This is a genomic window from Pseudomonas sp. FP597, assembly GCF_030687435.1.
Taxonomy (GTDB): Bacteria; Pseudomonadota; Gammaproteobacteria; order Pseudomonadales; family Pseudomonadaceae; genus Aquipseudomonas; species Aquipseudomonas lactucae.
On record NZ_CP117432.1, the window covers coordinates 4,160,802 to 4,174,181 of the forward strand.

General features: G+C 57.4%; 11 protein-coding genes and 4 tRNA genes. 3 read left to right on the top strand and 12 right to left on the bottom strand.

The features are described 5' to 3' along the window. Window positions 1–151: 151 nt before the first annotated feature. The 10 genes from PSH66_RS18855 to PSH66_RS18900 form a co-directional block, all read right to left on the bottom strand. Window positions 152–2,026 (bottom strand): SurA N-terminal domain-containing protein, encoded by a 1,875-nt coding sequence (locus tag PSH66_RS18855; RefSeq protein ID WP_305427435.1) that lies wholly within the window; start codon window positions 2,024–2,026, stop codon window positions 152–154. Between the two features lie 231 nt (window positions 2,027–2,257). Next, window positions 2,258–2,530, bottom strand: a complete 273-nt coding sequence (locus tag PSH66_RS18860) for an HU family DNA-binding protein (RefSeq protein WP_003174819.1) — start codon at window positions 2,528–2,530, stop codon at window positions 2,258–2,260. Between the two features lie 150 nt (window positions 2,531–2,680). Beyond that, window positions 2,681–5,077 (bottom strand): endopeptidase La, encoded by a 2,397-nt coding sequence (gene lon, locus PSH66_RS18865; protein WP_003174820.1) that lies wholly within the window; start codon window positions 5,075–5,077, stop codon window positions 2,681–2,683. Window positions 5,078–5,237: 160 nt separating this feature from the next. After that, on the bottom strand, window positions 5,238–6,521 hold the full coding sequence (gene clpX, locus PSH66_RS18870) for an ATP-dependent Clp protease ATP-binding subunit ClpX (RefSeq protein ID WP_003238279.1): 1,284 nt from the start codon (window positions 6,519–6,521) through the stop codon (window positions 5,238–5,240). A gap of 112 nt (window positions 6,522–6,633) precedes the next feature. After that, a complete protein-coding gene (clpP, locus tag PSH66_RS18875) occupies window positions 6,634–7,269 on the bottom strand; it encodes an ATP-dependent Clp endopeptidase proteolytic subunit ClpP (protein ID WP_003174822.1) in 636 nt (211 codons plus the stop codon). Between the two features lie 91 nt (window positions 7,270–7,360). Continuing rightward, window positions 7,361–8,671 carry a trigger factor gene (tig, locus tag PSH66_RS18880; protein WP_003174823.1) on the bottom strand — a complete coding sequence of 437 codons (1,311 nt, stop codon included), beginning with the start codon at window positions 8,669–8,671 and terminating at the stop codon, window positions 7,361–7,363. 397 nt (window positions 8,672–9,068) lie between these two features. Further along, window positions 9,069–9,144, bottom strand: a tRNA-His gene (locus PSH66_RS18885). A 77-nt stretch (window positions 9,145–9,221) separates the two neighbouring features. Next, window positions 9,222–9,306 (bottom strand) — tRNA-Leu (locus tag PSH66_RS18890). A gap of 57 nt (window positions 9,307–9,363) precedes the next feature. Further along, window positions 9,364–9,439, bottom strand: a tRNA-His gene (locus PSH66_RS18895). Window positions 9,440–9,471: 32 nt separating this feature from the next. Beyond that, window positions 9,472–9,548, bottom strand: a tRNA-Arg gene (locus PSH66_RS18900). A 276-nt stretch (window positions 9,549–9,824) separates the two neighbouring features. Here PSH66_RS18900 and folD point away from each other — a divergent pair. Beyond that, the gene (folD, locus tag PSH66_RS18905; RefSeq protein WP_003174824.1) at window positions 9,825–10,679 is read left to right on the top strand and encodes a bifunctional methylenetetrahydrofolate dehydrogenase/methenyltetrahydrofolate cyclohydrolase FolD; all 855 of its coding nucleotides are present in this window, start codon (window positions 9,825–9,827) and stop codon (window positions 10,677–10,679) included. 207 nt (window positions 10,680–10,886) lie between these two features. Then, window positions 10,887–11,810, top strand: a complete 924-nt coding sequence (gene pbpG, locus PSH66_RS18910) for a D-alanyl-D-alanine endopeptidase (protein WP_003174825.1) — start codon at window positions 10,887–10,889, stop codon at window positions 11,808–11,810. A gap of 66 nt (window positions 11,811–11,876) precedes the next feature. Here pbpG and PSH66_RS18915 read toward each other — a convergent pair whose 3' ends face one another. Continuing rightward, entirely contained in the window at window positions 11,877–12,539 is a 663-nt protein-coding gene (locus PSH66_RS18915) for a peptidase C39 family protein (protein WP_003174826.1), read from the bottom strand. Window positions 12,540–12,751: 212 nt separating this feature from the next. Between PSH66_RS18915 and PSH66_RS18920 the strand changes: the two genes are divergently transcribed. Further along, window positions 12,752–12,904 carry a hypothetical protein gene (locus PSH66_RS18920; protein WP_003174827.1) on the top strand — a complete coding sequence of 51 codons (153 nt, stop codon included), beginning with the start codon at window positions 12,752–12,754 and terminating at the stop codon, window positions 12,902–12,904. On the opposite strand, the gene PSH66_RS18925 is transcribed toward PSH66_RS18920, so the two are convergent. Further along, on the bottom strand, window positions 12,901–13,311 hold the full coding sequence (locus PSH66_RS18925) for a hypothetical protein (RefSeq protein ID WP_003174828.1): 411 nt from the start codon (window positions 13,309–13,311) through the stop codon (window positions 12,901–12,903). The genes PSH66_RS18920 and PSH66_RS18925 overlap by 4 nt on opposite strands. Window positions 13,312–13,380: the final 69 nt, after the last annotated feature.

Consider the following 13,380-nt stretch of genomic DNA (forward strand, 5'->3'; position numbering starts at 1 on the left):
GCGCGCGCATTCCTGTCGGTAAAACGTCACAGGCGTATGCGACGGGGCCTGCAGGAACAGCTGCCACCTGCGGGGTGCTCTACCATCCTGGCCTCGGCGCAAAAAAAAGCCCCCGGACTTTTCAGGCCGGGGGCTTTTATTCAAACCGCCATCAGTACTTCTTGATGTCAGCCTGGGTTTCCAACTGCTTACGGTAAGCCGCGAAGTCCTGCTGGCCGACACGGGAAGCGAGGAAGCGGCGGTATTGTGCCTTTTCTCCGTCCGTTGGGGCGCTCGCTTCGTTCACGCCGTTCAAGCGCACGATCACCAGGCTACCGTCAGCCAGGGTCACGGTGGTAAAGGTCGGCTTGTCCTTGGCCGCAGGCTTGGGCATGCGGAACAGGGCTTGCAGCACGGCAGGATCAACCGCTTCCGCGCTACGGCTAGCCGCTTCGGTGACTTTCCAGGCCTGGCCGTCGACCGGCTGATTCAGCGGGGTCTTGCCATCACGCAGGCTGGCGATCAGCTCGTCAGCGTGAGTCTTGGCCGCCGCGCTGGCGCGTTCCTTGGCCATCTGGGTGCGGATCGCCGCTGCAACGCTTTCCAGCGGCAGTTGTGCAGGCTTGCGGTGCTCTTTGGCACGCAGCACGATGATGGTTTCCGGATCCAGCTCGATGGCGGTGCTGTTGGCTCCCTCATCCAGCACTTCCGGGCTGAACGCGGCGGTGACCACGGCACGGTTGGCCGCAACACCTTCGCCACCTTCACGGCCAAATGGCGCGGAGGTATGCACGGTCAGCTTGAGGTCAGACGCGGGTTGAGCCAGATCGGACGCTTCGAATGCCGCATCTTCCAATTGCTTGGTTGCTTCGACGAAACGCTGTTCGACCTGCTGGGCCTTGAGTTCACGCGTCAGCTTGTCTTTCAGGCTGGCAAACGTCGGCACTTCAGGTGCTTCAACGCCGAGCAGCTTGATCAAGTGCCAACCGAAGGTACTGCGTACCGGCGCCGAGACCTGGTCCTGCTTCAACGCGTACAGGGCGGTTTCGAAATCCGGGTCGTAGACACCAGGGCCGGCAAAGCCAAGGTCGCCACCATTGTTGGCCGAACCTGGATCCTGGGAGAACTCCTTGGCCAGGGCGTCGAACTTCTCACCCTTGGCCAGGCGTGCCTGGATTTCTTCGATCTTGGCCTTGGCTTGCGCCTCGGTGACCTTGTCGTTGACTTCAATCAGGATATGCGCGGCACGACGCTGCTCAGCGAGGTTGGCGGTTTCTTTCTCGTAGGCGGCCTGCAGCTCATCATCCTTGACGGTGACCTGGTCGAAGAAGGACGACTTCTTCAATTCCAGATAGTCGATGACCACCTGGTCGGGGGTCATGAACTCTTTGGCATGTTGGTCGTAGTAAGCCTTGACCTCGTCGTCGGTGAGTTTCACCGCCGCAGGGTTGGCCTTGAGGTTCACGGTGGCGAAATCGCGGGTCTGTTTTTCCAGACGGGCGAACGCCAGCACTTCGGCATCAGTGACGAAACCGCTGCCCGCAATACCTGCGCGAACCTGGCCGATCAGCATTTCCTGGGTCAGCATCTGACGGAACTGCAGACGGCTGTAGCCCAACTGACGGATCACCTGGTCAAAGCGTTCGGCATTGAACTTGCCGTCCACCTGGAATTCCGGCGTTTGCAGGATCACTTGGTCCAGCGCAGCTTCAGAGAAGCCGAACTTCGAATCGGCCGCGCCTTGCAGCAGCAGTTTGCGATCGATCAGCCCCTTGAGGGCCGCATCGCGCAGCAGTTTTTCGTCCAGCAGCGAAGCATCGAAATCCTTGCCGAGCTGTTGCATCAGCTGGCGACGTTGCATATCGACGGCCTGGCTCAGCTCGGGCTGGGTGATGGCTTCACCGTTGACCTTGGCCACGTCCTGCTTGTTAGTACCCGAGGCCTGGAAAATGGCTTCGATACCGGTGAACGCCATCAATGCGACGATGATCCCGATAATGGTCTTGGCAATCCAGCCTTGTGAATTGTCCTTGATATTTTGCAGCATGCGTCCCCCAGAAACGGTTGAACTTCAAAAATAGGCAACCGTGGAGCGTGGGTAGAGTCCGGATAGAAGAAAGGCGCATCCGAGGATGCGCCTTCTCGTAACTGGCGGAGCGGACGGGGATTTGAATTCTCACCCCCGGCGTGGCGACCCAATGAATACGTGGGTCAGCTACCGCTCCGCTGCCAGGCCAGACCTGCGTCCGACCCGGGTAAGCAAAGGCTTGATCGAAGCTTAGTTAACGGCTTCTTTCAGGGCTTTACCGGCTTTGAAACCTGGTTTCTTGGCAGCAGCGATTTGCAGTGCTTTGCCAGTCTGTGGGTTACGGCCAGTGCGAGCTGGGCGGTCAGTCACAGAGAAAGTACCGAAGCCTACCAGTACCACGGAGTCGCCGGCCTTCAGAGCGCCAGTGACGGATTCGATTACTGCATCCAGCGCACGGCCAGCAGCAGCTTTCGGGATATCAGCGGATGCAGCGATAGCATCAATCAGTTCCGACTTGTTCACTCTAAGTCCCCTTATATTTCTATTGAGTATGATTCTAAGTTTTTTGGTAAACAGCAAAAAATCAGTGCTGAATGGCCTACAGACACTTAAGAGCCGCTTTATAACAAGGGCTCTAAAAAACTGTCAAGGAAGCCCCCAGGCTAAATCGCATTAATGCGTGCTAATTCTTTCCTTGGAATCAGACTCTCGCTTTTCGTCCTTAGCGACTATCTCCGGAGCCACATCCGGCAAGGGCTCCGGCGCGTATTGCAGCGCAATTTGCAGGACCTCGTCAATCCATTTAACCGGTTTAATCTGCAGATCCTGCTTGATATTGTCAGGAATTTCCTTCAAGTCGCGAACATTCTCTTCAGGAATGATCACGGTCTTGATACCACCACGGTGTGCCGCCAGCAATTTCTCTTTCAGGCCACCGATGGCCAATACCTGACCACGCAAGGTGATTTCCCCGGTCATCGCGACATCGGCGCGCACCGGAATGCCGGTCAGGGCCGACACCAGCGCGGTGCACATGCCTACGCCAGCGCTAGGGCCGTCCTTGGGCGTCGCCCCTTCCGGCATGTGGATGTGGGTGTCGTGCTTCTCGTGGAAGTCCAGGGGAATCCCCAGGCTGCGGGCGCGGCTGCGCACCACGGTCTGCGCGGCGGTGATGGATTCGACCATCACGTCACCCAGGGAACCGGTCTTGATCAGTTGGCCCTTGCCCGGGATCACCGCAGCTTCGATAGTCAGCAATTCGCCGCCCACCTGGGTCCATGCAAGCCCTGTCACCTGCCCTACCTGATCCTGTTGCTCGGCCAGTCCGTAACGGAATTTTTTCACACCCAGGAAGTGTTCCAGGGAGTCGGCAACGACCTTCACGGAGAAGCGTTTTTCCAGCGCATGCTCTTTGACTGCCTTGCGGCAAATCTTCGCAATCTGGCGCTCGAGGCCCCGTACGCCGGCCTCGCGAGTGTAGTAGCGGACGATATCGCGGATCGCCTCGACCTCAAATTCGATCTCGCCTTTCTTCAAGCCATTGGCCGAAATCTGTTTGGGCGCGAGGTATTTGACGGCGATGTTGATTTTCTCGTCTTCGGTGTAGCCCGGCAGACGAATCACCTCCATCCGGTCCAGCAACGCTGGCGGAATGTTCATGGAGTTGGAGGTGCACAGAAACATCACGTCGGACAGGTCGTAGTCGACTTCCAGGTAATGGTCGTTGAAATTGTGATTCTGCTCCGGGTCGAGCACTTCAAGCAGCGCCGATGCCGGATCGCCACGCATGTCGCTGCCCATTTTGTCGATTTCATCGAGTAGGAACAGCGGGTTGCGCACGCCCACTTTTGTCATCTTTTGAATCAATCTACCGGGCATAGAACCGATGTACGTACGGCGGTGCCCCCGAATTTCCGCCTCGTCACGCACGCCACCCAGGGCCATGCGCACAAACTTGCGGTTGGTGGCACTGGCAATCGACTCGGCCAGCGAGGTTTTACCCACACCAGGAGGACCGACCAGGCACAACACCGGACCCCGGATCTTCTTCACGCGCTTCTGCACGGCAAGATATTCGAGGATGCGTTCTTTGACTTCTTCGAGGCCATAGTGGTCGGCATCGAGGATTTCTTCGGCACGGGTCAGGTCCAGGCGCACCTTGGTCTGGGCTTTCCACGGCACTTGCACCAGCCAGTCGATGTAGGAACGCACCACGGTGGCTTCAGCCGACATGGGCGACATCTGCTTGAGCTTGTTCAGCTCGGCAGTGGCTTTGGTCAGAGCATCTTTGGGCAGACCAGCGGCGTCGATGCGCTTTTTCAGCTCTTCGATTTCGTTGTGCCCTTCCTCACCGTCGCCAAGCTCCTTCTGAATGGCCTTCATCTGCTCATTCAGGTAGTACTCGCGCTGGCTGCGCTCCATCTGCTTTTTCACACGACCACGGATGCGCTTCTCGACCTGCAACAGGTCGATTTCGGCATCCAGCAATGCCAGCACGTGTTCGACACGGGTCGACAGGTCGATGATTTCGAGGATGTCTTGCTTCTGCTCGATCTTCAGGGCCATGTGCGCGGCCATGGTATCGACCAGGCGGCTTGGCTCATCGATGCTGTTGAGCGATGAGAGGACTTCAGCCGGGACTTTCTTGCCCAACTGCACATATTGCTCGAACTGCGAGAGCAGGCTGCGTACAAAGACTTCGGACTCGCGCTCAGGGGCCTCGACCTCGTCGATCAATGCCACTTCGGCGCGCAGGTGGCCATCCACCTCCATGAAGCGCTCCACCGCGCCGCGCTGCTCACCTTCGACCAGCACCTTGACGGTGCCGTCCGGCAGTTTGAGCAGTTGCAGAACAGTGGCAACGGTGCCGACGCGATACAAGGCGTCTTCGCCTGGATCATCATCAGCTGGATTCTTTTGGGCCAACAGCAAAATCTGCTTGTCGCCCGTCATCGCGGCCTCGAGGGCTTCGATAGACTTCTCGCGCCCCACGAACAGCGGGATAACCATGTGCGGATAGACGACGACATCACGCAACGGCAGGAGAGGCAATTCGATGGTTGTCTTCATGATTTCGCCTCTATGACAGTTGAAAAATAAGCATGAAGCCAAGATGGGGGCTGCATGCAAAAAAAACAAGCTTATTGCCAGCAGTTAAACACAGTAAAAAAATCTGAAAAAACAAAGGGGCCTCTGGAGGCCCCTTGTCTGTACCGAAACTGCGCAACGCTTACGCGTCTGGCGCAGCCTTGGCGGTCGGCTCACTGTTTTCGTAGATATACAGTGGCTTGGACTTACCTTCTATAACGCTTTCGTCGATCACCACTTTACTCACCTCCGACTGCGAGGGGATTTCGTACATGGTGTCGAGCAACACGCCTTCGAGGATGGAACGCAGGCCACGCGCACCGGTCTTGCGCTCCAGTGCCCGCTTGGCCACCGACTTGAGTGCATCGGTACGGAACTCGAGGTCCACGCCTTCCATTTCGAACAGCTTGGCGTACTGCTTGGTCAGGGCGTTTTTCGGCTCGGTGAGGATCTGAATCAGAGCAGCCTCATCCAGCTCGTCCAACGTGGCCAGAACCGGCAGACGGCCAACGAATTCCGGGATCAGACCGAACTTGACCAGATCGTCAGGCTCGACTTCACGCAGGGACTCGCCCACCTTCTTGCCTTCTTCCTTGCTGCGCACTTCTGCACTGAAACCAATGCCGCCACGGGTGGAACGTTGCTGAATAACCTTTTCCAGCCCCGAGAACGCACCGCCACAGATAAACAGGATGTTACGCGTATCAACCTGAAGGAATTCCTGCTGCGGGTGCTTGCGACCGCCTTGTGGCGGTACGGAAGCAACCGTGCCTTCGATCAGTTTCAACAGCGCCTGCTGCACGCCTTCACCGGAAACGTCCCGGGTGATCGACGGGTTGTCGGACTTGCGCGAAATCTTGTCGATTTCGTCGATGTAGACAATACCCATCTGGGCCTTCTCTACGTCGTAGTCGCACTTCTGCAGCAGTTTCTGAATGATGTTCTCGACATCCTCGCCCACGTAGCCAGCCTCGGTGAGGGTGGTGGCGTCGGCGATGGTGAAGGGAACGTTGAGCAGACGAGCGAGGGTCTCAGCAAGCAGGGTTTTACCCGAGCCTGTAGGACCGATCAGCAAGATGTTGCTCTTGCCGAGTTCGACTTCGTCGCCTTTCTTGTCACGCTGGTTCAGACGCTTGTAGTGGTTATACACCGCTACGGCCAGAACCTTCTTTGCACGCTCTTGACCGATGACGTATTGGTCAAGGATGCCGCTGATTTCTTTAGGCGAAGGCAATTTATGCGCGCTGCTCTCGGCCTGGGCTTCCTGCACCTCCTCACGGATGATGTCATTGCACAGGTCGACGCATTCGTCGCAGATAAAGACCGAGGGGCCGGCAATCAATTTGCGTACTTCATGCTGGCTTTTGCCACAGAAGGAGCAATAGAGCAGCTTGCCGTTGTCCTCGCCGTTGCGGGTGTCAGTCATTCGTTCGATCCAAATCCGATAGGCTTGCAACACAAGATGAAGGCTAATGCGGGCTTTTTCAAGCCCGCCAGTGATCGGATAATCCGACCTGCCCTATTTTGAGCTGCTTATATTAAGCGGGGCGCTTTTCGATCACTGCGTCGATCAACCCGTATTCACGTGCGGCTTCGGCGCTCATGAAGTTGTCGCGGTTGGTGTCGCGCTCGATTTCTTCCAGCGTGTGCCCACTGTGCTTGGCCATCAGCGTATTGAGGCGCTCGCGGATGAAGAGGATTTCCTTGGCGTGGATTTCGATATCCGACGCCTGGCCCTGGAAACCGCCCAGCGGCTGGTGAATCATCACGCGCGAGTTCGGCAGGCAGTAACGCTTGCCCTCGGCACCGGCGGTCAGCAGGAATGCACCCATGCTGCAGGCCTGACCAATACAGGTCGTCGATACGTTCGGCTTGATGAACTGCATGGTGTCGTAGATCGACATGCCCGCTGTTACCGAACCGCCCGGTGAGTTGATGTAGAGATGGATGTCCTTGTCCGGGTTTTCCGCTTCAAGGAACAGCAGTTGCGCACAGATCAGGTTGGCCATGTAGTCCTCTACCGGACCCACCAGAAAGATCACTCGCTCCTTGAGCAGGCGCGAGTAGATATCGTAGGCACGTTCGCCACGAGCGGACTGCTCGACAACCATCGGGACCAGGCCGCCAGCGGCCTGGATATCAGAGTTCTGCTGAATATAGGAATTACGGAACATGCTCTGCAGTTACTCCCAAATAGTCATGTCTTGAAAACGCATAAGCCAGCGCGAGGCTGGCTTATGGTTATATTTCCAACGAGTTGGACAATCAGTCGGCTTGTGCTGCTTGCGCCGGTTTGACTGCTTCTTCGTAAGAGACCGCTTTATCGGTCACCTTAGCCTTCTGCAGAACAGTATCCACAACTTGTTCTTCCAGCACAACCGAACGTACTTCGTTCAGTTGCTGGTCGTTCTTGTAGTACCAAGCCACGACCTGCTCAGGCTCCTGGTAGGCCGAGGCCATTTCCTGGATCATTTCGCGAACGCGGTCTTCGTCAGGCTTGAGGTCGAATTGCTTGACCACTTCAGCCACGACCAGGCCCAGCACAACGCGGCGCTTGGCTTGTTCTTCGAACAGCTCGGCCGGCAACTGGTCAGGCTTGATGTTGCCACCAAACTGCTGGACCGCTTGAACGCGCAGGCGATCCACTTCGTTGGACAGCAGAGCCTTAGGCACTTCGATCGGGTTGGCGGCCAGCAGACCGTCCATCACCTGGTTCTTGACCTTGGACTTGATGGCCTGACGCAGCTCGCGCTCCATGTTCTTGCGAACTTCGGTGCGGAAGCCTTCGATGCCGGTTTCCTTGATACCGAACTGGGCGAAGAATTCTTCGTTCAGTTCTGGCAGCTTAGGCTCGGAAACGCTGTTGACGGTCACGGTGAACTCGACGGCTTTGCCGGCCAGGTCCAGGTTCTGGTAGTCAGCAGGGAATTCCAGCTTCAGGACGTGCTCTTCGCCGGCTTTAGCGCCAACCAGGCCGTCTTCGAAACCAGGGATCATGCGGTTGGAACCCAGCACCAGCTGAGTGCCCTTGGCGGAGCCGCCAGCGAACACTTCGCCGTCAACCTTGCCTACGAAATCGATGTTCAACTGATCTTCGTTCTGGGCGGCACGGTCGGCCACTTCGAAACGGGTGTTCTGCTTGCGCAGGATTTCCAGCATGTTGTCCAGATCGGCATCAGCAACGTCGGCGCTCAGGCGCTCGACTTCGATACCGTCGAAACCAGCTACTTCGAACTCAGGAAACACTTCGAATACGGCAACGTATTCCAGGTCCTTGCCAGCTTCGAGGGACTTAGGCTCGATGGAAGGCGAACCCGCTGGGTTCAGCTTGTGCTCGACAACAGCTTCGTAGAAAGAAGCCTGGATCACGTCACCTACAGCTTCCTGGCGCGCATCGGCACCAAAACGACGCTTGATTTCGCTCATCGGCACTTTGCCTGGACGGAAACCAGCGATTTTGGCCTTCTGGGCAGTCTGCTGCAGACGCTTGTTGACCGCAGTCTCGATACGCTCTGCTGGCACGGTGATGCTCAGGCGGCGCTCGATAGCAGTAGTATTTTCAACAGAAACTTGCATGGATATTCCTCGTTGCACAGACGTTAGCCGGCCATTTCCGACCCCAATCAAGGGCATGCATTCTAGTGGGTCAAACTCAAGAAGTCACCCTACTGGAAATACGTGCGAAAACAGCTGGCGTTTTATCGGTACGAAGGCACTGATGCACCTCGCCCCGGCGACAAAACCAGCCAATCACGCCAGGGCTCTGCACCGCCTCTTCTATATATAGAAGGAGCCAGTCACCGCCCTGGCGCACGACGCTGCGTGCAGGACCGACAGACAGCACAGCATCATCGAGAAACATAAATGCGATGAAGCACCCCGCCAATCCGATCCAACACCTGCAGACGCCGGATATACGAACCGCCAAAACCAAAAAAGGCGCCAGACTGTTAAATCTGGCGCCTTTCGAATATGGGGTGGACGAAGGGGATCGAACCCTCGACAACGGGAGTCACAATCCCGTGCTCTACCAACTGAGCTACGCCCACCATATTGCGTTAACAAAGAAACCAAACCACTTCTTTGTTGAGCCCTGCCCCGCCTGTCGACCGAGCAATGCTTTAATTGGTGCGGATGAAGAGACTCGAACTCTTACGCCTCGCGGCGCTGGAACCTAAATCCAGTGTGTCTACCAATTCCACCACATCCGCGCATAAAGCTCTTAAAGCAAAGGCGCCAGATGATTAATCTGGCGCCTTTTCAGAATATGGGGTGGACGAAGGGGATCGAACCCTCGACAACGGGAGTCACAATCCCGTGCTCTACCAACTGAGCTACGCCCACCATCTAGCGCTACTTGTGCCAAAGCTGCCTAATGGCGCACCCGGCAGGACTCGAACCTGCGACCATCCGCTTAGAAGGCGGATGCTCTATCCAGCTGAGCTACGGGCGCCTTATTAATCTGTACTCTTTGAGGATTACAAACTAAGTGCTTTCCAGCCTTGCAAAATAACCATTCTGCTCGACCTTCTTAACCAGTGCTAGGCTGTGCCCGACAAGTGCGACGAATAGTATAGAGGGCCTCGAAACCCGTCAAATCTTTTTTGAAAAAAATTCATTTTATTTAAGGGGTTAGGCCAATTTGCAGACCAAGCGCCTTTGCCCTCACGTCATGGCGTGCGAGAATGCGCGCACTTTTCTTCCCCCTCTCGATGGTTAATCACGCGTAATGACTGCACAACTTATCGACGGCAAATCAATCGCCGCCAGCCTGCGCCAGCAGATCGCCAAACGAGTCACCGAGCGCAGCCAGCAAGGCCTGCGCACGCCTGGCCTCGCGGTGATCCTGGTCGGCAGCGATCCTGCCTCTCAGGTTTATGTCTCGCACAAGCGTAAAGACTGTGAAGAGGTTGGCTTTATTTCCAAGGCCTACGACTTGCCTGCCGACACCACCCAGCAGGCCCTGGCCGACCTGATCGACAGCCTCAATGATGATCCGGCGATGGACGGTATCCTCCTGCAACTGCCGCTGCCCGAGCACCTGGACGCGTCCAAGCTGCTGGAGCGCATCCGCCCGGACAAAGACGTCGACGGCTTCCACCCCTACAACGTCGGTCGTCTGGCCCAGCGTATTCCGCTGCTGCGCCCCTGCACGCCGAAAGGCATCATGACCCTGCTGGAAAGCACCGGTGTCGACCTGTACGGCCTAGATGCCGTGATCGTCGGCGCGTCCAACATCGTCGGTCGCCCGATGGCCATGGAACTGCTGCTGGCCGGCTGCACCGTGACCGTCACCCACCGTTTCACCAAGGATCTGGCCGGCCACGTCGGCCGCGCCGACCTGGTGGTGGTAGCAGCCGGCAAGCCGGGCCTGGTCAAGGGTGAATGGATCAAGGACGGCGCCATCGTCATCGACGTGGGCATCAACCGTCAGGCAGACGGCAAGCTGGTTGGCGATGTGGTGTACGAAACCGCCCTGCCCCGCGCCGGCTGGATCACTCCGGTGCCGGGCGGCGTTGGCCCGATGACCCGTGCCTGCCTGCTGGAAAACACGCTGTACGCCGCAGAGACTCTGCACGGTTAATAACCAGGCGTACTTAAAAAGCCCTGCCTTAGCGCAGGGCTTTTTATTGCCCGCCAGAAACTTGTTTTTTCTTAGTTTTTAAGCACTTTCGTCTGGATGTAGAAGAACATTCGACAGTTTCTGATCCATACTCCTAAAATGTAACGTCATTTTTCACAAAATCCGTTTTCCAACGGTATTCATTACTTTTTTAGCGAGTTCATCCGCGTGAAAATTCGTCTTTCCATTGTCAGCCTGTTTTTTGCTTTCACCGGCACCTTTGCGCACGCCGCCGAATCCACCCTGGCGCCGCGTGATCCCTCCAAGCTGCAAATCGCGTCCGGCAGCGCCATGCTGGTCGACCTGCAGACCAACAAAGTCATCTACGCCAGCAACCCCGACGTGGTGGTGCCGATTGCATCGGTGAGCAAATTGATGACCGGCCTTATCGTGCTTGAGGCCAAGCAGAACATGGATGAGTACATCGACATCAACATCACCGACACCCCGGAGATGAAAGGTGTGTTCTCCCGCGTGAAAATCGGCAGCCAGATGCCGCGCAAGGAAATGCTGCTGATCGCCCTGATGTCCTCGGAAAACCGCGCCGCCGCGAGCCTGGCGCACCACTATCCAGGCGGCTACGCAGCGTTCATCGCAGCCATGAACGCCAAGGCCAAGGCCCTGGGCATGACCAGCACCCACTACGTCGAGCCTACCGGCCTGTCGATTCATAACGTGTCGACCGCCCGCGACCTGAGCAAGCTGCTGGCCTATGCACGCAAGTTTCCGATGCTCAGCCAACTGAGCACCACCAAGGAAAAGACCGTTTCGTTCCGCAAACCCAATTACACCCTGGGTTTCTCCAACACCGATCACCTGATCAACCGCGCCAACTGGGACATCAAGCTGACCAAGACCGGCTTTACCAACCAGGCCGGCCATTGCCTGGTGCTGGTGACCAGCATGGGTAATCGCCCGGTGTCGCTGGTGATCCTCGATGCGTTCGGCAAGTTCACCCACTTTGCCGATGCCAGCCGTATTCGCAGCTGGGTCGAAACCGGCAAGGGCGGTTCGGTGCCGGATGTGGCATTGCGCTACAAGGCCGACAAGAACCTTAAAAGCCGTCCGAATACAGCGGAAGTTCGTCGCTGACCGACACACCTATTGAACCCAACAGGTCCAATGTCAGCGGGAGGGAGCTTGCTCCCTCCCATATTCTCATTTGTGTTCCGCCAGCACCTTGAGCGCCTGCGCCGCCGCCCGCTCCTGCCCGGCCTGGGCCGTCGCATTCGCCGCCTCGCGCCAGCGCTGCGCATCCACATTCGCCGGCAACTGGCTCGGCCGCTGGGTAAGAATCGCCCAGTGTCCGGCGCTCGCCCACTTCGATTCAAAGTCGCTGAAGCTCATCAACAAACGCCGGTCCATGCCCGAGCGCAACAGCACCGTGCTTTTCTGTTGGTTGAAACCCACCACGACCACGTAGCGCGCGTCAGACCACAGCCCACCGCCCAGACGCGCCATCACCGGATAACCCGCCGCCACTTGCGCCAGTACCGCCGTCAGTTTGGCGTCCAGCGGGTACACCATCAGCCCGTATTCGCGCGCCAGCACCTGCATGTTGCGCTCCAGGTCCGCTTCGCCGCCCGGTAAACGCAGCGGTTTATCCAGCAAGCCCGGTGTCATCACAATGCCTTGTTGCGACAGCATGCTGGCCAAAGCCGTAGGACCGCTCTGATAAGCCTCGCTACGAAAGGTCGGCACGCCGTTGAGTTCGACGCGTTCAGGCAGGCCGGGCAGTTTCGAAGGGTGCCCGGAACAGGCGGCAAGCCCCAGGGTGCAGGCCAGCAATAGGGAAGTTGTAACGTTCGACCGTAACCGCAATTTTTTTACTCTCTTGATCAACTGCCGGTAAGGGCCCTGATCATAGGACGCTCCGTCACGCGGGTATAGCCCAAAGCCATGGTTCGCCGTGCGGCATAGAGCAAACAAGTTGGACGAACACGACCATTGGTCAATAGCAGGCAACCGTCAGGTAGCTAGACTGTCCATTGAGAAGACTGTGTGTGCCCCGTGCGGGGCGAAAGGAGGCCCGAATGAGCCTTGTAACGACGATCATGATGTTGATCCTGGGTTGGCTGGCGGTCGCCGGCGCCATGTTGTGGGGGGTGTTGCGCATTACCCGTCGGCACCATCACCCCCACGTCAAATCCGCCAAGCCGCATAAGGCGACGGCGCACCATGCCTAGCCAGGCATGCAATTGAAGTCCTGCGTCGCCGCAACTTCCTTGCCGTGGCCATCCTTCAAGGTTGCGCGCACGGTGGTGCCCAAGCTGGATTCTTCCAGGGTGTAGTGCTCACCCGCCTTGAAGTGCTTGTACTCGACGCGGCCCTGGCAATCCTGCTGGTTGTCGTCACCGGGTTCCTCCTCAAACAACGTCACGTCCAACCGATGATCGCCCGGCGGCACTTCAAAGAAGCGCCCGTCATCCACGCGCTTGCCATCCAAGCGTTCGGCCATCAGGTCGTTCGGCGCTTCCTCCTTTAAACCAATCCAGGCTTCGCTCGGGTCCGCCTTGGGAATCGGGCCGGCGCACGCCGACAGCAGCAGGACGGCACCGAGTGCGGGAATCAACAACAAGGGTTTAAGTGACATGGCAGGGCTCCAAAAAGACGATGTGTCCGATGGGCGACAAGCTTGGCGAGCGGTCCTGTGTAGAACAAA